The following is a 20,035-nucleotide window of genomic DNA, read 5'->3' on the forward strand; positions in this document are numbered from 1 at the left end:
GTATGTAGCGAGGTGATGTATATGTATACGAATTTTTCAATTATTGGTCTTCTAATTTCAATGCTTCCATTGTTTCTTATTATTCTTGCGCTTAGATGGGTTCGTTTCATCTATCAAAATTCAGAGAAACAAGTGGAGCAGAATGAGAAAATGATTGAGTTGTTGATGGAGATAAAAGAGGAAAATAAAAAGGAGTCTAGATAAAGAACTAGATTCCGTTTTGGATTGGAAATGAAATCAAAGTTGCATTGCAATAATTTGAAAAAAAGCATCTAGTGGCGCACTAGATGCTTTTTGTTTTTTATCCCGCTTTAATGGGCAGTAAGACCCACCTCAAAATTCAATGAAAGCAAAGAATTTTGAGGTGGGTCGGGCTGTCCATTAAAGTTCGATTAGTTGAACTTTATCGTATGTGTATTAGTATCTCAACTTCATCAACAAACTTTTAATTTCCTCATCTTCCATAAAGAGATCATGGTGTTTCTGGGTAATCTTTGCAAGTGCAACGTCGTGATAGAAAAATTCTGTAAAGAACTTTACGAAAGGTTGTGACATTGTTTTCATTGCTTGCCATGACTCTTGCTCTACACCAGCAAATAAAATTTCGCGGTCGTCAACGATGAGTAGTAAATAGCGCTCTAATGCGTTAGGTTCTTCAGCTGGAATTAGAAAATGCATGTTTTCTAAATTCGTTTCTACTTCTCCAACTATAAGAGATTCAATTTGGACGGCTTGTTTTGCTTTTTCTTCTAGTAACGGAAGATATTCTAAAAGAGTATCGTTCCAAGCTGAAATGCGAATCGATTCTTTTGCACTTTCGATGAGCTCTTTACTTTGAACGCGAATAGAAGATTGCATTTTTAAGCTCCATACACGGTCATCTGTAAATGATTTTTTTGATATAGTTGTCTCTAATTCTTTAATATTAGATTGGAATTCTGTCGTTAATTTTTCAATTGCTAGCTTGAGTGGTAATGCTGTATACAGCTTTTTCTTTTCTGAAACAGAATCCATTACCATTCCTTTATCGATCAGGCGTGCTAGCACTTCATATATTTTGGCTTTTGGCACACCAGAATGCTTCACAATCGTTGTAGCATCTAATGGTTCGTTGCTTGATACGACAACTTCATAAGCTTGGCTTTCATATTGTGAGAAACCGAATTTTTGTAACATAGTTACCTCCGAACGAATGAGATTATATAGTTTAAGGATAATGAACTATTTGTTTTTACACAAGTGGTAGTAGGTTTTCTAATGGGATTGAGTTGAGAATTAATTTCAATTTTTTAATTTTATCCATTATACTTAATATAGTGATTAATATGATTACAATACAACGAGAAGGGGATGCGTTGGGGAAGATGTTAAGAAGTTTACGTTTAAAAATTGCAATAGTATTTTCAGTACTTATTTCAATGATGTTCGTAATTTTAGGTACAGCTATGTATCAATTACAGAAAGAGAAGGAAGTGAGCTCCTTAGACCAGTATTCTCAAAATACGATGGATCTTGTGACAGAGCAGTTAACTGCATTTATGCAGCGAATTGAAGAGGATATGGGTCATTATGGAAGTCATGATGATATTCAAAACATGTTACAAGATGGAGTGACTCCAGAAGAAGAGAGCTTTATTTTAAAAGAGTTTTCAAGGTTTAAAAAGAATCATCCTGATATTTTAGATGTATACATTGGAACGAAAGATAAAAAAACGTTGAGTGCAAATCTTGCTGACGGAGGAAAAGTACCTGAAGGGTATGATCCAACGAGTCGTCAGTGGTATAAAGCATCAGAATCCGATACAAAATCGATTATTTGGGGGCAACCACAATATGAAATTGCGACAGGTAAGTTAAGTATTGGGGTTTCAAAAGCTATTGTCGGACAAGATGGTTCAGTATTAGGGGTAGTAGCAATGGATGTATCATTAGGAACAATCCAAAAGCTACTCCATAATATTCAATATAATAATGGCGGAGAAATGTTTATCGTAAATGATAAAAATATTGCTATTGTATATCCAGAGAAAGTAGGAAAAGATGTTTCAAAAGAATCACTTGTAAAAAGTTTGAATAAAGATGAAACAAAATTTGCAGTGACGACATTAGGAGGGAACGATGTAGTAGCCTATAGTCAACTGTTTGATAAGATGAAATGGAAAATTGGGATTGTTTATCCGAAGGACACGATTGATGGGCTATTAAATAGTACGAGAAATACAGTCCTTATAATGGCATGTATTAGCTTATTCGTTGGAATTGTAGCCTCATACTTGTTCTCAAGAAGGTTAGCAAGACCGCTGCAACTATTAACGAATCACGTTCAAAAAGTAGCAGAAGGTGATTTAACGTTGCAAATGAAAGTGACAAGTAAGGATGAAGTTGGAGAACTGACGAACCATTTTAATCATATGGTTGAGCAAATGAATGAAATGGTAAGCAAAATTAAAAATAGTGTATCAACCGTGCAACAATCAACGAATAATTTACATTATTTAACGAATGAGACTGTAGCAGCTAGTAGAGAAGTGTCAGGTGCAATGGATGACGTGAGCGGAGGAGCTTCTACGCTTGCTAATAGTGTAGATGAAGTTTCAGAGCAGCTCGAGAATATGGCGCAGTCAGTGGAACAAATGAATAACTCTGTTAGTGAAATAAAAGGTGTGGCTGGCAAAGCTGAAGAGGCATCTAAGCAAGGATTAAATACGATGCGTAATTTAGTTCGTACGAGGGGCCAATCCTCTTCGATTGTTGTTCATACAGAGGAAGCATCTGGAAAGTTAGAGCAAAGGGTTGGATCGATTCAAAATGTTGTAGAGCTTATAAAAGGTATTTCAGATCAAACGAATTTACTTGCTTTAAATGCTTCAATCGAGGCGGCACGTGCGGGTGAACAAGGTAAGGGCTTTGCTGTTGTTGCGGAAGAGGTTCGGAAATTAGCGGAACAATCAAAAGAAGCAACAGTAGAAATTGCGACGATGATTGGTGATGTACAAGTAGAGGTAAGACGAGTTGTAGAAGTTGTAAGTAAATTGAAAGACATTGCGGATATACAAAATAATGTTACGACAGAAGCAGAGGCGGAATTCCGTACCATTATGTCAGTTGTAAATACAATTAGTACTTCAGTGGAACAAATTGTAGAAGAGGTACATAACATCGGTCACGAGCAAGGAGAAATTACAGCGGTCATGCATACAATTGCTGGTACGAGTCAAGAAAGCGCAGCGGTTTCGGAAGAGGTAAATGCTGCAACTGAATCACAAGTGAATCATCTAGAAAAGGTAGCTCATACGATGGAAAGCTTGACGGAGCATATGAGAGACTTAGAAAGATTAGTTGAGCAGTTTAAAATAGAGGAATAACAAATTAGTAAAATGATGCGTATTTCGGTAAAATAGACAATGGATATATAAGAAGCAAGTATAGGAGGAAGACTACTATGGCAATTGTTGACGTATCGATTATTCCAGTAGGAACAGGTAATCCAAGTGTGAGTGAATATGTAGCAGAAGTACAAAAGGTGCTAGAGAAAAACTCAGATCGTGTGAAGTATCAATTAACACCAATGAATACAATTATTGAAGGAGATCTTCCTGTCATTCTAGAAGTAATTCAACAAATGCATGAAGTTCCATATGCGAAAGGTGCGCAGCGCGTTGCGACAACAATTCGTATCGATGATCGTCGTGATAAAGTAAGCACAATGGAGAAGAAATTAAACTCTGTTCGATCAAAATTATAAAGAAAAGCAGCGATCTTCGCTGCTTTTTTCATATAGGAGGTAGATAAGATGAGTGAAAAGTTTAACGAACAATTTGACGGGTTGTTAGAGAAATACACGGAACTATTACTTGGAGAGAGCAATGAAGAGAGAAAAGAACAGGTACAGAAGTGGGCGCTGTATTCTTACATAGCGAAGACGATGCCGGCTTTAGTGAAGCATTGGAATGAGACTTATCCCGATGCGAAAGAAGAGATGGTGCAGTTAATTACACATATTAAAAGGCTGAATGAAGAGAAGAGAAATGAGCAATAAAAAAACTTGGGGTAAATATAATCTCAAGTTTTCTGTATTAATATCCTCATATAATTTACATGGAATATAAAGGGTTTTATAGGCATGTCGAATATTTTCGGCATGCCTATTTTGTGCCTATTAAACTCTATTTTTCTAAATGTCGAAAAATATTTCAGGCATATTTATAAGCGAGAATATAGGTTTTTAAATGTTTTTATAGTATTTTATAAATTATCTAAATAATTATTTGTATCCAATAATTTTAAACAATGATATAATTTCGAAGAGGGGTAAAAAACAGATAAATTAAGTCATAGGGGTGAATTACATGGAACAATTAATGCGAAATTCGTTTCTTTTCTTATCTAAAAATAAAGCGCTAACAAAACTGGCTAAAAAGTACGGTTTACGCTTTGGTGCAGGTCGCTTTGTCGCAGGGGAGACAATTGAATTAGCGACAGCAGCTATTAAACAATTAAACAAGCAAGGACTTTGTGTAACAATCGATTATTTAGGGGAATTCGTTGATAATGAAGCGGAAGCAAATGAAATGGCTAACCAATCGATTGAAGCAATCCGTGCAATTGGAAGAGAAGGTCTTGATTCGCAACTTTCTTTAAAGATGACTTCTATGGGATTAGATATCTCTGATGAAATCGTAATGAACAATATGCGCCGCATTTTAGAAGCTGCAAAAGAAAATGGTGTGTTCGTTACAATTGATATGGAAGATTATACACGCTGTGGAAAGACGATTGATATCTTTAAACAGTTAAAGTCTGAGTACGATAATATTGGTACTGTTATTCAAGCTTACCTATATCGTACAGAAAAAGATATTGAGGACTTAAATGCTTATAATCCTAATTTACGCCTTGTAAAAGGGGCTTATAAAGAACCTGAAGAAGTGGCGTTCCCGGACAAGAAAGATGTAGATGACAATTATAAAAAGATTATTAAAATGCACTTATTAAATGGAAATTATACTGCAATTGCTTCACATGACGAAGCGATTATTGAATATACGAAAAAACTTGCCGAAGAACACAACATTCCAAGGGATCAATTTGAATTCCAGATGTTATATGGTATTCGTAATGAGCGTCAACTCGAGCTAGTAAAAGAAGGTTACAAAATGCGTGTTTACGTACCTTATGGAAACGACTGGTATGGCTACTTCATGCGTCGTCTAGCAGAGCGTCCAGCAAACGTTGCGTTCGTATTAAAAGGTATGGTTAAAAAATAACCAAGGAGAAAATACTCCTTGGTTATTTTAATTGCTGAAATGCGTAATGTGCCATTTTCTTCGTATCAGGATACAGTTGCTTGCGAGTAGAAGATAATACAACATTAATGACACGTTTACCGTCTTTCTCATCCACTGTTACGACTGTATATTTTCCGAGTGCTGATAGACCGCTTTTACTTCCAATTGCATATGGATCGTCATATAGTTCTTCTCGTCCATAGTTTGCAATCTTTGGAGAGCGTTCTGAAGTATGTAGAGTTGTACGCGTTGAATTCATATATTCTAAAACAACTGGGTACTTTAATGCTTCTTTCGTAATTATAGCAATGTCATATGGTGATACTTTGTTTCCTAGTGCATCAGCACCACTTGCGTTTTTGAAAGTCGCATGCTTTGTACCAAGTTCCTTCGCTCTAGCATTCATCATTTTTACAAATTCATTTTTTGATCCTGCAATATGTTCTGCAATGGATTCAGCTATTGGGTCTGCACTAATGATAAGCATCAGTTTTAATGCCTCATCACGTTTTAACTTTTCCCCAGCACGAAGTTTAATTTTCTTACTTTGGCTTTCTGTTTTAATTGCGTTTTCTGTAACTGTAATTTCTTCATCTTCTTTTACATTCTCTAGTAAAAGAAGGGTTGTCATCATTTTGGCTATACTAGCCGGATAAGAGCGTTCGTCCTCTCTTTTTCCATACAAAATTTCACCTGTGTCTGCATCAATTGTAATGCCGTATTGCCCAGTGATACTAGGTTGATCAGCTCTTACAGCTTGTTGTCTTTGTGCGTAAGAGAAGAAAATCATCCCTGTAAATAGTGTGGCAATCATTACAATCATAACTATTGTTCGCTTCATTATAATTCCCTCATTTGTTACAAATAAATTGGGCAGAAAAAGCAGCCATTACCCATTATGCCACGTTCTCTGCCCAAAAATATAGCGTTATTTTTCGCCCATATTATGCTTCTTATATTGTTGGTTATTACCTTGACGTCCTTTTTCTACGCCTCGATCAGTTGGGCCAGCGTTTCCTGTCACACTTGCTGCGCTAATTCCAGCCTTTGAAGGGTTCTTCTTAAGTTTTGCCATATATATTCCTCCAGTTTCGTCAGATTATAAAAAGGGAAAGTGTATTTTAGTGAAGAAAATACATATATAGCATGGGCAAATAAAAGAAAAATATTTATCCCACTTTAATGGGCAGTAAGACCCCCACCTCAAAATTCAGCGAAAGCAAAGAAGTTAGGTAGGGGTCAACTGCCCATAAAAGTCCGATTGGTTCAACTAATAATCAGTAGGGGATGAAGGAAACCCCTACTGATTAAAGTTTCACTTTATTTCAGAAAATTTTATCAATAAATATATTGCGAAAATTTAAATAGTATCATATATTTATTAGTAGAGGCTCACTCATTGATTGCGACTTATGTCGAAAAATTGAATGAGCATTCATTCAAGAATAGGGGGAGAATTGGATGTTCCAAATTAAAAAGGCTGCTGTTCTAGGGTCAGGCGTAATGGGTTCAGGAATTGCGGCACACTTAGCTAATATTGGTATTCCGACATTATTGCTTGATATTGTACCACCTGCGCTTACGAAAGAAGAAGAAGCGAAGGGACTTACATTAGAACATAAAAGTGTGAGAAATCGTTTTAGTAATACGGCACTACAAAAACTATTAAAGCAAAAACCAGCTCCTCTGACAGTGAAAGGAAATTTAGCACTGATTGAAGCAGGTAACTTAGAAGATGACCTTGAGCGTCTAGCTGATGTAGATTGGATTATTGAAGTAGTAGTTGAAAACTTAGATATTAAAAAGAAACTATTTGAAAAAGTAGATGCTGTTCGTAAACCGGGTTCTATCGTAAGCTCGAATACGTCAGGCATTTCAGTTGAAAAAATGGCAGAAGGTCGTTCAGACGACTTCCAGAAACACTTCTTAGGCACACACTTTTTTAACCCACCACGATATTTAAAACTTCTAGAGGTAATACCGACGAAAGAAACTGATCCACAAGTATTAAGCTTCATGAAACTATTTGGCGAAGACGTTCTTGGAAAAGGCGTTGTTATCGCAAAAGACACACCAAACTTTATTGGAAACCGCATCGGTACGTACGGTTTATTAGTAACTCTTCAAGAGATGGTAAAACGCGGCTATAGCATTGGGGAAGTTGATTCAGTAACAGGCCCACTTATTGGTCGTCCGAAGAGCGCAACGTTCCGTACATTAGATGTTGTCGGTTTAGATACATTCGTACACGTTGCAAATAACGTATATGAAAACGTACAAGAAGAAGAGCGCGATGTATTTAAAGTACCAGCTTTCATGCATGACATGCTTGATAAAAAATGGCTTGGAAGCAAAACAGGTCAAGGCTTCTTCTTAAAACAAGGAAAAGAAATTTTAGAATTAAATCCAGAAACGATGGAGTACGAAGCTCGTAAAAAATTAAAAGCTGCATCGATCGAGTTAAGTAAACAAGAAAAAGGTTTATCGAATAAATTGAAAGCGCTTGTATATGCGAAAGACCGCGCAGGAGAGTTGTTATGGAATATCATCACACCGACTCTTTTATACTCTGCAAAACTTCATAAAGAAATTGCTGACGATATCGTTGCAATTGACCAAGCGATGAAGTGGGGCTTCGGCTGGGAGCAAGGACCGTTTGAAGTTTGGGATGCAATTGGCGTTGAAAAGTCCGTTCAAAAGATGGAAGAAAACGGCGTAGTTGTTCCTGCTTGGGTGAAAGAAATGTTAGAGAAAGGTTTCACTACTTTCTACAAACATGATAACGGAGATAGCTACTATTACGATAATGGCGAATATAAGCTAATCGAACGTAATAAAAAAGCAATTTCTCTTAAGCAATTAAAAGCGAAAAATGGCGTATTAAAGAAAAATAGCGGAGCGAGCTTAATTGATTTAGGCGACGGCATCCTTTGTTTAGAATTCCATTCGAAGAGCAATGCAATCGGTATGGATATTACGCAAATGATTAACTACGCTGTTGATGAAGTAGAAAAGAATTATAAAGGTCTTGTTATCGGTAACCAATCGAAGAACTTCTGCGTTGGTGCGAACTTAGCAATGATCTTAATGGAAGCACAAGACGACAACTACTTTGAAATTGAGTGGGTTGTGAAAAACTTCCAAGATGCAATGATGAAAATTAAATACTCTTCTAAGCCAGTTGTAGCAGCACCATATGGTATGACGCTTGGCGGAGGTACAGAAGTTTGCTTACCAGCAGCGAGCATTCAAGCTTCTAGTGAAACGTATATGGGCTTAGTAGAAGTTGGTGTTGGCTTAATCCCTGGCGGAGGCGGTAATAAAGAGCTATACATTAAACACTTAAATAAAATGGCAAACGGCGTAGAGTTTGACCTACAAAAAGTTGCAAATAAAGTGTTTGAAACAGTCGCAATGGCGAAAGTTTCAACTTCAGGACAAGAAGCGATTTCTCATAACTTCTTAGGTGATAAAGATGGTATTAGTGTGAATGGTGATCACTTACTATACGATGCGAAACAGAAAGCACTTGCTTTATATGAAGCTGGTTATAAAGCGCCGATTCGTAAAAAGATACCGGTTGTTGGTGAAACAGGATATGCAACTCTTGCACTTGGTGCAGAAGCAATGCATTTATCTGGTTACATTTCAGAGTACGATCTTCACATTGCGAAGAAACTTGCATATGTCATCGCGGGCGGAAAAGTGCCGTATGGAACAGAAGTTGATGAGCAGTATTTATTAGATGTAGAACGTGAAGCATTTATTAGCTTAGTAAGTGAGATGAAATCACAAGCAAGAATGCAGCACATGCTTGTAAAAGGAAAGCCATTACGTAACTAATAACGAGGGGAGATATCGTTCATGAGAGAAGCTGTCATTGTTGCGGGAGCAAGAACACCAATTGGAAAAGCAAAGAGGGGTTCATTAAAAACAGTTCGTCCTGACGATCTAGGGGCGTTAGTAGTAAAGGAAACGTTAAAGCGTGCGAATTATGAAGGACCAATCGATGATTTAATTTTCGGTTGTGCGATGCCAGAAGCAGAGCAAGGTTTAAATATGGCTCGTAATATCGGCGGATTAGCAGGACTTTCTTACGATGTTCCAGCTATTACAATTAACCGTTACTGTTCTTCAGGTTTACAAAGTATCGCTTACGGAGCAGAGCGCATTATGCTTGGGCACTCGGAAGCTGTATTATCAGGCGGAGCGGAATCAATGAGTTTAGTTCCAATGATGGGACACGTTGTTCGTCCAAATAGTCGCCTTGTAGAAGCAGCTCCAGAATATTATATGGGTATGGGACATACAGCAGAGCAAGTTGCTGTGAAATATGGAATTTCCCGTGAAGAGCAAGATGCATTTGCAGTACGAAGTCATCAACGTGCTGCGAAAGCATTAGCTGCAGGAAACTTTGCTGATGAAACAGTACCTGTAGATGTAACGTTACGTACTGTTGGATCAAATAACAAACTGCAAGAAGAAACAATCACTTTCACGCAAGACGAAGGTGTAAGAGCAGAAACGACGCTAGACATTTTAGGTAAATTACGTCCAGCATTTAACGTTCGCGGTTCTGTAACGGCTGGTAACTCTTCACAAATGAGTGATGGTGCAGCATCTGTATTATTAATGGACCGTGAAAAAGCAGTAAGCGATGGTATGAAGCCACTTGCGAAATTCCGTTCATTTGCAGTAGCGGGTGTACCACCAGAAGTAATGGGAATTGGCCCAATCGCAGCAATTCCGAAAGCATTAAAACTAGCTGGCTTAGAGCTATCTGATATCGGCCTATTCGAACTAAATGAAGCATTCGCTTCACAATCGATCCAAGTTATTCGTGAACTTGGTTTAGATGAAGAAAAAGTAAACGTAAACGGCGGTGCAATCGCACTTGGACATCCACTTGGCTGTACAGGAGCAAAACTAACACTATCTCTTATTCACGAAATGAAACGCCGCAACGAACAATTCGGTATCGTAACAATGTGTATCGGCGGCGGAATGGGAGCAGCGGGAGTGTTTGAATTACTATAAAAAAAGTGCAGGTGGCTCGTTCAGAACAGGAGGGCGTTGGAAGCCCTGACGAAGAGGCGCTTTTTGCCTCACAGGAAGGGGTGAAACGACCGACTGTTCTAGCCACCGGAACTGGATTATGAAAAAAAGTGGAAGCGGCTCGCTCAGAATGTGAGGGGGATGGAGCTTCAGACGTAGAGGCGTTCTTTGCCTCGCAGGAAGAAGTGAAGCCACCGAACATTCTAGCCGCTGGAACTGGACTATAAAAAAGCGCAGGTGGCCCGTTCAGAACGAGACGTCACCAATGCAAAGAATGGAAGCAACAAAGGTTTATAAAAACAAAAGGGAGAGCCAGCTTCTTTCAAAATGAGAGAAGCGGCTTATGAAAATATGAAGGAGGAAATTTTCATGGAAAAAACAGTAGGAAGTGCAGTTAAAGGCGGTAGCTTTTTAGTAGATGAGATTACGATTGATCAAGTGTTTACGCCAGAAGATTTTTCATCTGAGCATAAAATGATTGCAAAAACGACAGAGGACTTTATCGTAAATGAAGTTCTTCCAGAGCTTGAATATTTAGAGCAACATGAGTTTGATCGTTCTGTTCGTCTTTTAAAAGAAGCTGGGGAACTTGGTTTATTAGGTGCTGACGTACCAGAAGAGTACGGCGGAATTGGTCTTGATAAAGTAAGCTCAGCGTTAATCGCAGAGAAATTCTCTCGCGCTGGTGGCTTTGCAATTACTCACGGTGCTCACGTAGGTATCGGATCTTTACCAATCGTATTATTCGGTAACGAAGAGCAAAAGAAAAAGTATTTACCATTACTTGCAACTGGTGAAAAATTAGCGGCATACGCATTAACAGAGCCAGGTTCAGGATCGGACGCATTAGGTGCAAAAACAACGGCACGTTTAAATGCAGAAGGTACACATTACGTATTAAATGGTGAAAAACAGTGGATTACAAACTCTGCATTTGCTGACGTATTTATCGTATATGCAAAAATTGATGGAGAGCACTTCTCAGCATTTATCGTGGAGAAAGACTATGCTGGTGTATCTACAAGCCCAGAAGAAAAGAAAATGGGTATTAAATGTTCTTCAACTCGTACGTTAATTTTGGAAGATGCGTTAGTACCGAAAGAAAACTTACTTGGCGAAATCGGTAAAGGTCATATTATCGCATTCAACATTTTAAATATCGGTCGTTATAAATTAGGTGTTGGTACAGTTGGATCTGCGAAACGTGCAGTAGAAATTTCAGCACAATATGCAAACCAACGTCAACAGTTCAAACAACCAATCGCTCGCTTCCCATTAATTCAAGAGAAACTTGCGAATATGGCAGCAAAAACATATGCAGCTGAAAGCTCTGTATATCGTACAGTAGGCTTATTCGAAAGCCGCATGAGCACATTATCTGAAGAAGAAGTAAAAGACGGTAAAGCAGTAGCAGCTTCTATCGCTGAATATGCAATCGAGTGTTCTTTAAACAAAGTATTCGGTTCTGAAGTACTAGACTATACAGTAGATGAAGGTGTTCAAATTCACGGTGGTTACGGATTTATGGCAGAGTATGAGATTGAAAGAATGTACCGCGATTCTCGTATTAACCGTATTTTCGAAGGAACGAATGAAATTAACCGCCTAATCGTACCAGGTACGTTCTTACGTAAAGCGATGAAAGGTGAATTACCACTTCTTCAAAAAGCACAAAAATTACAAGAAGAGTTAATGATGATGATGCCAGAAGAAGTAGGCGATGAGCCATTAGCACTTCAAAAATATTTAGTAAATAACGCGAAGAAAATCGGCTTAATGGTAGCTGGATTAGCTGCTCAAAAATACGGTAAAGCATTAGATAAAGAACAAGAAATTCTTGTGAATATCGCTGACATCGTAAGCAACCTATACGCAATGGAGTCAGCTGTTCTTCGTACAGAAAAAGCAATTAAAACAACTGGTCTTGAAAAGAATAAACAAAAAGTGTTATACACTGAAGTATTCTGCCAAGAAGCATTTAACGAAATCGAAGCAGATGCGAAAGAAACACTTATCGCAGTTGAAAACGGCGACATGCTGCGCATGATGTTATCATCATTACGTAAATTAACTCGCCACACACCACTTAACGTAATTCCGAAGAAACGTGAAATTGCTGCGAAAATTTTAGAAGATGAGCGTTACACGGTTTAATATTTTTAAAGAAAAGTAGTCGTATAAACGACTGCTTTTCTTTTTTTTCTGAGAAAATAAAGTTTTTAGTGACATAAAACTAATACCATTAGTATAATAAAACTAATGGTATTAGTTTTCGTGAAAAGGGAGATGGGAATATGAGAGTGATGCATGAAAAAACGGTATATCAATTGTCATTTTTGCCAAGAGTGTTTCCTGTGAATTGTTACTTTATAGAGGAAGAAGATGGTTTAACTTTAATTGATGCTGCTTTGCCATATAGCGCAAAAGGAATTTTACAGGCGGCTGAGAAAATAGGAAAACCAATTACGAATATTGTATTAACACACGCGCATGATGATCACATCGGTGCATTAGACGCATTAAAGGAAGTGCTTCCTCATGTTCCAGTCTATATTTCTAAAAGGGACGCAAAGCTGTTAGAAGGAGATACGACGTTACAAAAGGATGAACCGAATATACCGATAAAAGGCGGTGTACCTAAAAAAGTAAAAACGGTACCTGATGTTTTATTGGAAGATGGCGACCGAGTTGGATCGCTTCTTGCGATTATGACACCGGGACATACGCCAGGCTCCATGGCGTTTCTTGATGTACGAAATAAAGCTCTTATTGTTGGGGATGCATTCCAAACGAGAGGAGGTACGGCTGTTTCGGGACAAATGAAATTTTGGTTTCCGTTTCCAGCGATGGCAACGTGGAGTAAAGAAATATCATTACAAAGTGCAGAGAAGCTAAGAGAATATGAGCCGTCCTTGCTTGCGGCAGGGCATGGGAAAATGATAAACGATCCAGGGGCTGTCATAGAGCTTGCTATTAAGGAAGCTAAGCGGAATATAGAAAGTAGAAAAGAGGGTTAATTGATGTCACCGAGAATCGGACTTACATTACAGAAAATTGTAGAAACAGCAGCAGAAATTGCAGATGCAAATGGAATACAAGAAGTAACGTTAGCTTCATTAGCGCAAACATTAGGGGTACGTTCACCTTCGCTATACAATCATGTGAAAGGTTTACAAGATGTACGGAAACATCTTGGTATTTACGGAATCAAGCAGCTGTATAACAAACTGGAAGAAGCGGCCGAGGGTAAACGGATGGATGAAGCAATTCATGCTTTAGGAGAAGCGTATGTAGCATTCGTACGCAAACATCCTGGACTATATGAAGCAACCTTTTTACGAGATGAAGAAGTAAGAAAAGCAGGTGACGGAATTGTAAAGCTTTGTCTTCAAGTTTTACAACAGTACGGCTTAGAAGGAGAGAATGCACTTCATGCGACACGTGGATTCAGAAGTATTTGTCATGGATTTGCGTCGATTGAACAGCAGGGCGGATTTGGTTTGCCGTTAGATTTGGATATAAGTTTACATGTATTGTTGGAAACGTTTATTAAAGGATTACGTGGAATGAAAGAGTGAATAAGAGGAGAAAAAGCATGAATTTGTCGCTGAGGATGCTTTTTATATAGCAGGCTTTGATTTGCTGGAGGGACAATGACAAAAGGATGTGAAGTGAAATGTTTGCAGGACATTTTGGCTTAGCGGCAGCAGTAAAAGCCAAGTCACCTAAACTACCACTTTGGGCTCTTATGGTAAGCTCACAATTGTTGGATATCATTTTTTTGCCGCTGTATATTTTAGGAGTAGAGACAATTGAACCTATTAATAGGAATAGTTATGGTGAAGCAATCATTCATGCGGATTACACACATTCTTTAATAGGAGCACTGTTTATTGCTTTTGTTGCAGGAATAGTGGGGAAAAGGTTTTGGGGCAAGCGGAGTGGTTTTGTTATAGGGGCTGTAGTTTTTAGTCATTGGATTTTAGATTTACTTGTGCACCGTGCTGATTTGCCGTTACTTCCGGGCCATTACGGAGATTTACCTATGCTTGGTTTTGGATTGTGGAGATTTCCGGCTATTAGTATCATATTGGAATGTATTCTTATTGCGATAGGAGGTATATTATACTTCCGTTTTATCGTTTCAAGTGCGGGCGCACAAAAGAAGTTTATAGCACGAGTAACTGGCGGATTGGTAGTTATATTATTAATTCTTTCGTTACTTATTAGTATAGTGTTTTGAATATGGATAGCCGGAAACCTTAGAAGCGATTCTAAGGTTTTTTAGTGTATATGGTTTGAAAAGAACAGTAAGTGGATTAAAGTTTCTCTTTATTATTGTTAAAAATAGTTTACATGATGTTAAAAATAAATTACGATTAAAATATAGAAAATATTGTAAAAAGGAGAGGTTATGAAACAGAGTGGAATTTTACAAAATAATCTCGTTGTACTTAGAGCAGAAAAACGCTGGTCACAAACTGATTTAGCGAACAAAGCAGGGGTAAGTAGACAAACGATCGCCTCAATTGAAGCAAATCGTTACAATCCATCTTTAATTTTAGCTTTTGAAATTGCACATATTTTAGGTAAGGAGTTTCATGAAGTTTTTCAATATAAAATAGAGGGGGAAACGGAATGAGCATTGTAATAGGGGTCATAATCTCAGTAGCAGGACTAATAGGTGTTTTATATTCCACACGTTTTCAGAAGAATGAGGGGGAAGATGAAAGAGGCGAGCATATTACAGGAAATGCCGCTAAAATTTCATTATTTGTATTTTTATTTCTATATTTAGTTATCTTTTTGATTGGGAATCTATATTCACTGACAGGCGAACAGTATAAGTTAGCAAATGCATGTTTATTAGCTGGAGTGCTTTGTTCGTATGCTTTAACTATTGTAGTTTTGAAAAGAAGATATTAGATGAGAAAGAGCCTCTAGTGGTTTAGAGGCTCTTTTTTGTTAAATGATATTATTTAGCTGGTTTGAAAAATGTAAATATCGCTAAGAAAAAGCAAACGAAACTGAATGCGATGGGATCTTGATAGGGACTAGGCTCAGAGCCCTTTTGGATTTCTGTAAGGAAGTCGTGTGTTTTCATGTTTATTGCTCCTTTATATAAGAATACTGTTAATGAAACTAGTACTGACTAATAGAGTTGCACTAATAAACAATAGGAAAAATGTAGTGTTACGATTTTTATAATTGTTAAGCGCAATGAGTAAAAAACAAATGAGAAATAACATATGTAAAGGGATAGAAGTGAATAGTGGTTTTAAAGTTAATACATCAATTAATAATTTTACATATAGAATGGTGTAGACGATAAAGAAGATAATTTTAAAATATTTTTGCATAAGCACACCTACCTACTATGGTTTGTTTTGAGATGCTATCGTTAGTGTAAGGTGACTTTTTAAAATTTGTATTTTTCTGTAATTATAACATTTTTTTGTATTTATAAATAGATGTGAAATGTAAGAAAGCTTTTTCATGAATACGATTTAAAAAGAACAGAATACTAAAGGAGAATGAAAGAAGAAAGGTAGGAGTATTCCATGCAAAATTTAACAGAGCTTGAAGTAGAAAACTTACGTCATTTAATTGGTGGACATGCAACAATTATTAACAAGTTGGAGCAGTATGCACAGACGTGTACGGATCCACAACTGAAACAAATGCTACAAAAAGATGCGCAAGATGCACGAAATACGAAACAACAATTAATGACTTTCTTAGGATAGGAGGAAGCGAAAGATGAATGAAAAAGATATGGTAAATGATTATTTAGCAGGATTAAATGCAAGTTTAACAAGTTATGCAAACTATATCGCTCAGTCTGATAATGAACAGTTACACCAAACGTTAATTCAAATTCGTAATCAGGATGAGATGCGTCAACGTAATATGTATGAGTATGCAAAGCAAAAGAGTTATTACAAACCGGCAGCACCTGCAAATCCGATGATTGTACAACAATTAAAGAGCCAATTAAGTGCGGAATAACAGAAAAAAGAAAACGAGCGAATCTATTCGCTCGTTTTCTTTTTGTATATGTCAATAAATACATAATAAATATTTTTCCAGTTGTAACAAATATGACGAAAATGGAATATAACAATTCGCAAAAAGGACAAAAACTTTGCTCAATATTTCACAAAGTATCCATGGTTTATATCGTGGGAATCTCTATAATTAGGAGTGTAAAGAACAAAAGAAATAGATTATATGATCAATTAGGAGAGATTGCTATGAAACGAAATACAAGAAAAATTGCAATTATCGGTACTGGATTAGTTGGATCAAGTTGTGCATATTCCATTGTGAATCAAGGCATTTGCGAAGAGCTATTATTAATTGATATAAATCATGAACGTGCAGTTGGGGAAGCGATGGATTTATCACACTGCATTAACTTTACAAATACAAGAACAAAAGTATATGCAGGAAGCTATGAAGACTGCAAAGATATGGATATTGTTATTATTACAGCAGGACCAGCACCAAAGCCAGGGCAAAGTCGCTTAGATACTTTAGGAGCGAGTGCGAAGATTATGGAAAGTGTTGTTGGTGGCGTAATGGAAAGTGGATTTGACGGTATTTTCTTACTTGCATCGAACCCAGTTGATATTATTACATATCAAGTGTGGAAATTATCTGGATTACCTAGAAATCGTGTGATCGGCACTGGTACATCACTAGATTCTTCTCGCTTACGAACAATTTTATCTGAAATGTTACATGTAGATCCTCGTAGTATTCACGGGTATTCATTAGGGGAACATGGTGATTCTCAAATGGTTGCTTGGTCACACGTAACTGTTGGTGGAAAACCAATTCTGCAAATTTTAGAAGAGAAAAAAGATCAATTTGGTGAAATAGATTTAGATGAAATTGTTGAGAAGACTGCAAAAGCTGGATGGGAAATTTATAAACGTAAAGGAACAACTTATTACGGAATCGGAAATTCTCTAGCATATATTGCGAGCTCAATCTTTAACGATGATTACCGTGTCATTGCTGTATCAGCTATTTTAGATGGTGAGTATGGTGAATATGATCTTTGCACAGGAGTACCAGCTATTATTACTAGAGACGGTATAAAAGAAATTGTAGAACTAAACTTAACAGAAGATGAAGAATCTCGATTCGCAAAATCAAACGACATTTTACGTGATTATATGAAAACAATTGGTTACTAACTTATAGGAGAAGGTGAAACAAATGAAGGAATATATAATGTCTCGTGTATTTAAAGCTTCTGCTGGAATTGCACAAGGTATTTTCGTATCCCTCGGAATTGGTTTACTGATCGAAAATATAGGAAGAATTGTTGATATTCCGTTGCTTATTACAATCGGAGTTGTTGCAAAATCACTTATGGCACCAGCCATTGGTGCCGGAATTGCTTTTATGCTCGGTGCAAATGGCCTTGTAATCTTCTCGGCTATGGTAGCTGGAGCGATTGGTGCCGGATCCATTTCAATTACTGAAGCAGGTCTAATTATTAAAACAGGTGAGCCAATCGGAGCATTATTAACAGCGACTTTAGCTGTATATATTGGTAAACGTTTAAGTGGAAAAACTGCGTTAGATATGATGCTCGTTCCATTTGCGGCCATATTAGGTTCTGGTTTAGTCGGTATTTGGTTATCTCATAATATTACTCCTGTTTTAAATACAGTTGGAGCATTCATTAAAGATAGCTCAGCTGGTAGCCCGTTCATCGCTTCTATCGTTATTGCGGTAGTTTGGGGACTATTACTTATCTCCCCAGCTTCATCAGCTGCGTTAGCGATCGCACTTAGCTTAGACGGTGTTGCAGGTGGTGCTGCTCTTGCAGGCTGCGTTGCTCAGTTTATCGGATTCTCTGTTATCTCAGCGAAAGAAAATAATTTAGGTGGCATATTAGCTCAAGCTCTGTGTACTCCAAAAGTACAGTTGCCAAATATCACTAAAAATCCAATGATTCTCGTCCCAACGGTCGTCGCCAGTGCGATAGTTGGTCCAGTATCAGCATTAATTTTCCAACTGGAAGCAGGAAAAGAAATTGCAGGTCTTGGATTAAGTTCCCTTATCGCACCAATTAATTTAATTTCCAGCGAAGGATGGGAAGTTGTCCCAGCGATGGTAATCACTTATATCGTCATTCCAGTAGCTGTTTCTTATATACTTTACATTGCTCTTAAAAAAGCAGGTCGTATTCACTCTGGTGATATGACTGTACCGCAATCTTAACTTGAAAATCTCCCTTTATATAGAGAAAAGCAGACTGAGAAGCCACAGTCTGCTTTTTACATTTTTTGATTTTGTTTTACTGGAACACGTACTGTTTCTTTTGCTAATAACAGCTGAACGCCGAAGTATAGTATGCTTGCAAGCGTCATTCCAGAGATGGCGTCTACAAATGCATGTTGCTTCGTAAATAGCGTTGATAAAATAATAAGCGTACCGAAGAAGGTAAGAATGTAATATTCAAAAGCATGTTGTTCTCTACGTTTAAAGGCAGCTAGCATAATGACAAATGTAGTAAGAACATGAATGCTCGGGAAACAATTTACCGGTTGATCGATACTATAAATATAGCGGACTAGTTCAGAAAACACGTCTGATCCAACGACGGTTGGACGTGGTACAGTTGTCTGCCAAAAATAATAAATGGAAAAACAAGCAAGTTTTCCGAGAATGATACTACTTAAAGTGACATAATATTGTTTTCGATCTGCAAAGCAGTAATAAATAAGTGCGCCGTATAAGTAAGGAAACCAAAGTAAATAAGGAATAATAAATGCTTTCACAAATGGAATCCAATCATCTACTACAGTTGTGACATCTACTGCGTGTACAGTCGATTTATTTAATACATCGTAAAGGGGACTTACGAGTACGAGTAGAAGTATATAACTTAACGGAAGAAAAGATGAAAGTTTAAATTTCTTCATGATAATCTCCTATGTTTAGTAATGTAAGTAAATTCAATTGATTATAATATAGAAACGTAATTTGGGCTATCGATTTTGCTTACATTTTCTTGAATGAACCTTACGTTTTTGTCACTTGACTGAAAAGAAGGGGAGGGTGCTAAATGAAGCGTTTATCGTATTTCTTAGTTTTTATATTGATATGCCTAGCGAGTGCTGGGTGTGCAAAGGATAAAGAAGGAGAGAAATTAGAATATAACGGAAGAGCACTCGTAATTGGAGTTGTTGGAGAAAAACCGAAAGATACGTTTAGGAATGTAAAGTTTGAGGAAATGAAGTTAGAGGAACTGGAAAAGAAATCTAAGGAAGTAGATGGTTTTCTCATAATGAAAGATCACTTTCAAGAAGCCTCAACAGAGCAATATAAAAATGTATTTTCATCACTAAAGAAACCAGTATTTTTTATCGGTTTGCAAGATAAATCATATTCGATTTTTATTACAAAAGGGATAGAGTATAACAGTGCTCGAAAAGATGTAAATGCGATGTATACGCAAGGGTTTGCAAATATCGGAAGTGGTGAAGGACAACAATGGGCAGTTGGTTTATCGAATGGCGGAAATACTGAAGAAAGCATTCATAATATGTATATCGTCGTATTTCAAACAATTGCAGATTATTTGAGTCGATGATGAAGAAGGGTCCTGTAAACGAAGCTTCTCCTTTATTTCGCATGCAGGAATCGGGTACATAGTGGGTTCAACCGAT

At 37.3% G+C, this 20,035-nt stretch carries 22 protein-coding genes; 18 read left to right on the forward strand and 4 right to left on the reverse strand.

Annotation, left to right across the window (positions count from 1 at the left end):
* Positions 1-21 precede the first annotated feature (21 nt).
* Positions 22-204: a hypothetical protein gene (locus LMD38_RS01745; RefSeq protein ID WP_227585508.1), complete on the forward strand. Its 183-nt coding sequence runs from the start codon at positions 22-24 to the stop codon at positions 202-204.
* 213 nt (positions 205-417) lie between these two features.
* Here LMD38_RS01745 and LMD38_RS01750 read toward each other — a convergent pair whose 3' ends face one another.
* A complete protein-coding gene (locus LMD38_RS01750) occupies positions 418-1,176 on the reverse strand; it encodes a TrmB family transcriptional regulator (protein ID WP_016718846.1) in 759 nt (252 codons plus the stop codon).
* Between the two features lie 188 nt (positions 1,177-1,364).
* Between LMD38_RS01750 and LMD38_RS28900 the strand changes: the two genes are divergently transcribed.
* The 4 genes from LMD38_RS28900 to LMD38_RS01770 all read left to right on the forward strand — a co-directional run bounded on the left by LMD38_RS28900 (position 1,365) and on the right by LMD38_RS01770 (position 5,267).
* A complete protein-coding gene (locus LMD38_RS28900; protein ID WP_227585511.1) occupies positions 1,365-3,365 on the forward strand; it encodes a methyl-accepting chemotaxis protein in 2,001 nt (666 codons plus the stop codon).
* Positions 3,366-3,442: 77 nt separating this feature from the next.
* A complete protein-coding gene (locus tag LMD38_RS01760) occupies positions 3,443-3,745 on the forward strand; it encodes an MTH1187 family thiamine-binding protein (RefSeq protein WP_001018866.1) in 303 nt (100 codons plus the stop codon).
* Positions 3,746-3,793: 48 nt separating this feature from the next.
* Complete coding sequence (locus LMD38_RS01765; RefSeq protein ID WP_001290596.1) at positions 3,794-4,039, forward strand: YusU family protein; 246 nt, start codon at positions 3,794-3,796, stop codon at positions 4,037-4,039.
* Positions 4,040-4,349: 310 nt separating this feature from the next.
* On the forward strand, positions 4,350-5,267 hold the full coding sequence (locus tag LMD38_RS01770) for a proline dehydrogenase family protein (RefSeq protein ID WP_000436772.1): 918 nt from the start codon (positions 4,350-4,352) through the stop codon (positions 5,265-5,267).
* 22 nt (positions 5,268-5,289) lie between these two features.
* Here LMD38_RS01770 and LMD38_RS01775 read toward each other — a convergent pair whose 3' ends face one another.
* Positions 5,290-6,129, reverse strand: a complete 840-nt coding sequence (locus tag LMD38_RS01775) for a D-alanyl-D-alanine carboxypeptidase family protein (protein WP_000831472.1) — start codon at positions 6,127-6,129, stop codon at positions 5,290-5,292.
* Positions 6,130-6,216: 87 nt separating this feature from the next.
* On the reverse strand, positions 6,217-6,363 hold the full coding sequence (locus LMD38_RS01780) for a YuzL family protein (RefSeq protein ID WP_001096347.1): 147 nt from the start codon (positions 6,361-6,363) through the stop codon (positions 6,217-6,219).
* Between the two features lie 386 nt (positions 6,364-6,749).
* Here LMD38_RS01780 and LMD38_RS01785 point away from each other — a divergent pair, with 386 nt between their 5' ends.
* The 12 genes from LMD38_RS01785 (at position 6,750) to LMD38_RS01840 (ending at position 18,584) form a co-directional block, all read left to right on the forward strand.
* Entirely contained in the window at positions 6,750-9,131 is a 2,382-nt protein-coding gene (locus LMD38_RS01785) for a 3-hydroxyacyl-CoA dehydrogenase/enoyl-CoA hydratase family protein (RefSeq protein WP_073531321.1), read from the forward strand.
* Positions 9,132-9,152: 21 nt separating this feature from the next.
* Complete coding sequence (locus tag LMD38_RS01790) at positions 9,153-10,325, forward strand: acetyl-CoA C-acetyltransferase (protein ID WP_001206328.1); 1,173 nt, start codon at positions 9,153-9,155, stop codon at positions 10,323-10,325.
* 387 nt (positions 10,326-10,712) lie between these two features.
* Entirely contained in the window at positions 10,713-12,497 is a 1,785-nt protein-coding gene (locus LMD38_RS01795; RefSeq protein WP_029141225.1) for an acyl-CoA dehydrogenase family protein, read from the forward strand.
* 140 nt (positions 12,498-12,637) lie between these two features.
* Positions 12,638-13,360 carry an MBL fold metallo-hydrolase gene (locus LMD38_RS01800; RefSeq protein ID WP_227585507.1) on the forward strand — a complete coding sequence of 241 codons (723 nt, stop codon included), beginning with the start codon at positions 12,638-12,640 and terminating at the stop codon, positions 13,358-13,360.
* 3 nt (positions 13,361-13,363) lie between these two features.
* Positions 13,364-13,921: a TetR/AcrR family transcriptional regulator gene (locus LMD38_RS01805; RefSeq protein WP_016718839.1), complete on the forward strand. Its 558-nt coding sequence runs from the start codon at positions 13,364-13,366 to the stop codon at positions 13,919-13,921.
* A 98-nt stretch (positions 13,922-14,019) separates the two neighbouring features.
* Positions 14,020-14,586, forward strand: coding sequence for a metal-dependent hydrolase (locus LMD38_RS01810; protein ID WP_073531322.1), 567 nt, complete (start codon positions 14,020-14,022; stop codon positions 14,584-14,586).
* A gap of 171 nt (positions 14,587-14,757) precedes the next feature.
* Positions 14,758-14,985 carry a helix-turn-helix transcriptional regulator gene (locus LMD38_RS01815; RefSeq protein ID WP_000813828.1) on the forward strand — a complete coding sequence of 76 codons (228 nt, stop codon included), beginning with the start codon at positions 14,758-14,760 and terminating at the stop codon, positions 14,983-14,985.
* The gene (locus LMD38_RS01820) at positions 14,982-15,269 is read left to right on the forward strand and encodes a DUF2178 domain-containing protein (RefSeq protein ID WP_016718836.1); all 288 of its coding nucleotides are present in this window, start codon (positions 14,982-14,984) and stop codon (positions 15,267-15,269) included. The genes LMD38_RS01815 and LMD38_RS01820 overlap by 4 nt, the downstream gene beginning before the upstream one ends.
* A gap of 635 nt (positions 15,270-15,904) precedes the next feature.
* Entirely contained in the window at positions 15,905-16,090 is a 186-nt protein-coding gene (locus tag LMD38_RS01825) for a hypothetical protein (protein WP_001180555.1), read from the forward strand.
* A gap of 13 nt (positions 16,091-16,103) precedes the next feature.
* Positions 16,104-16,352, forward strand: a complete 249-nt coding sequence (locus LMD38_RS01830; RefSeq protein WP_001002987.1) for a spore coat protein — start codon at positions 16,104-16,106, stop codon at positions 16,350-16,352.
* Between the two features lie 245 nt (positions 16,353-16,597).
* Positions 16,598-17,548 carry an L-lactate dehydrogenase gene (locus tag LMD38_RS01835; protein ID WP_011040814.1) on the forward strand — a complete coding sequence of 317 codons (951 nt, stop codon included), beginning with the start codon at positions 16,598-16,600 and terminating at the stop codon, positions 17,546-17,548.
* A 22-nt stretch (positions 17,549-17,570) separates the two neighbouring features.
* The gene (locus LMD38_RS01840; protein ID WP_000666177.1) at positions 17,571-18,584 is read left to right on the forward strand and encodes a PTS sugar transporter subunit IIC; all 1,014 of its coding nucleotides are present in this window, start codon (positions 17,571-17,573) and stop codon (positions 18,582-18,584) included.
* Positions 18,585-18,640: 56 nt separating this feature from the next.
* On the opposite strand, the gene LMD38_RS01845 is transcribed toward LMD38_RS01840, so the two are convergent.
* Positions 18,641-19,288 carry a phosphatase PAP2 family protein gene (locus tag LMD38_RS01845; RefSeq protein WP_000713765.1) on the reverse strand — a complete coding sequence of 216 codons (648 nt, stop codon included), beginning with the start codon at positions 19,286-19,288 and terminating at the stop codon, positions 18,641-18,643.
* A 143-nt stretch (positions 19,289-19,431) separates the two neighbouring features.
* Between LMD38_RS01845 and LMD38_RS01850 the strand changes: the two genes are divergently transcribed.
* Positions 19,432-19,959: a hypothetical protein gene (locus tag LMD38_RS01850; protein WP_000826900.1), complete on the forward strand. Its 528-nt coding sequence runs from the start codon at positions 19,432-19,434 to the stop codon at positions 19,957-19,959.
* Positions 19,960-20,035 lie beyond the last annotated feature (76 nt).

It is taken from the genome of Bacillus pacificus (assembly GCF_020861345.1).
GTDB lineage: Bacteria > Bacillota > Bacilli > Bacillales > Bacillaceae_G > Bacillus_A > Bacillus_A pacificus.

Excerpts from the sequence above, each read along its gene's own strand:
- LMD38_RS01745 (WP_227585508.1), top strand. The coding sequence starts at position 22 with ATGTATACGAATTTTTCAATTATTGGTCTTCTAATTTCAATGCTTCCA.
- LMD38_RS01750 (WP_016718846.1), bottom strand. The coding sequence starts at position 1,176 with ATGTTACAAAAATTCGGTTTCTCACAATATGAAAGCCAAGCTTATGAA.
- LMD38_RS28900 (WP_227585511.1), top strand. The coding sequence starts at position 1,365 with ATGTTAAGAAGTTTACGTTTAAAAATTGCAATAGTATTTTCAGTACTT.
- LMD38_RS01760 (WP_001018866.1), top strand. The coding sequence starts at position 3,443 with ATGGCAATTGTTGACGTATCGATTATTCCAGTAGGAACAGGTAATCCA.
- LMD38_RS01765 (WP_001290596.1), top strand. The coding sequence starts at position 3,794 with ATGAGTGAAAAGTTTAACGAACAATTTGACGGGTTGTTAGAGAAATAC.
- LMD38_RS01770 (WP_000436772.1), top strand. The coding sequence starts at position 4,350 with ATGGAACAATTAATGCGAAATTCGTTTCTTTTCTTATCTAAAAATAAA.
- LMD38_RS01775 (WP_000831472.1), bottom strand. The coding sequence starts at position 6,129 with ATGAAGCGAACAATAGTTATGATTGTAATGATTGCCACACTATTTACA.
- LMD38_RS01780 (WP_001096347.1), bottom strand. The coding sequence starts at position 6,363 with ATGGCAAAACTTAAGAAGAACCCTTCAAAGGCTGGAATTAGCGCAGCA.
- LMD38_RS01785 (WP_073531321.1), top strand. The coding sequence starts at position 6,750 with ATGTTCCAAATTAAAAAGGCTGCTGTTCTAGGGTCAGGCGTAATGGGT.
- LMD38_RS01790 (WP_001206328.1), top strand. The coding sequence starts at position 9,153 with ATGAGAGAAGCTGTCATTGTTGCGGGAGCAAGAACACCAATTGGAAAA.
- LMD38_RS01795 (WP_029141225.1), top strand. The coding sequence starts at position 10,713 with ATGGAAAAAACAGTAGGAAGTGCAGTTAAAGGCGGTAGCTTTTTAGTA.
- LMD38_RS01800 (WP_227585507.1), top strand. The coding sequence starts at position 12,638 with ATGAGAGTGATGCATGAAAAAACGGTATATCAATTGTCATTTTTGCCA.
- LMD38_RS01805 (WP_016718839.1), top strand. The coding sequence starts at position 13,364 with ATGTCACCGAGAATCGGACTTACATTACAGAAAATTGTAGAAACAGCA.
- LMD38_RS01810 (WP_073531322.1), top strand. The coding sequence starts at position 14,020 with ATGTTTGCAGGACATTTTGGCTTAGCGGCAGCAGTAAAAGCCAAGTCA.
- LMD38_RS01815 (WP_000813828.1), top strand. The coding sequence starts at position 14,758 with ATGAAACAGAGTGGAATTTTACAAAATAATCTCGTTGTACTTAGAGCA.
- LMD38_RS01820 (WP_016718836.1), top strand. The coding sequence starts at position 14,982 with ATGAGCATTGTAATAGGGGTCATAATCTCAGTAGCAGGACTAATAGGT.
- LMD38_RS01825 (WP_001180555.1), top strand. The coding sequence starts at position 15,905 with ATGCAAAATTTAACAGAGCTTGAAGTAGAAAACTTACGTCATTTAATT.
- LMD38_RS01830 (WP_001002987.1), top strand. The coding sequence starts at position 16,104 with ATGAATGAAAAAGATATGGTAAATGATTATTTAGCAGGATTAAATGCA.
- LMD38_RS01835 (WP_011040814.1), top strand. The coding sequence starts at position 16,598 with ATGAAACGAAATACAAGAAAAATTGCAATTATCGGTACTGGATTAGTT.
- LMD38_RS01840 (WP_000666177.1), top strand. The coding sequence starts at position 17,571 with ATGAAGGAATATATAATGTCTCGTGTATTTAAAGCTTCTGCTGGAATT.
- LMD38_RS01845 (WP_000713765.1), bottom strand. The coding sequence starts at position 19,288 with ATGAAGAAATTTAAACTTTCATCTTTTCTTCCGTTAAGTTATATACTT.
- LMD38_RS01850 (WP_000826900.1), top strand. The coding sequence starts at position 19,432 with ATGAAGCGTTTATCGTATTTCTTAGTTTTTATATTGATATGCCTAGCG.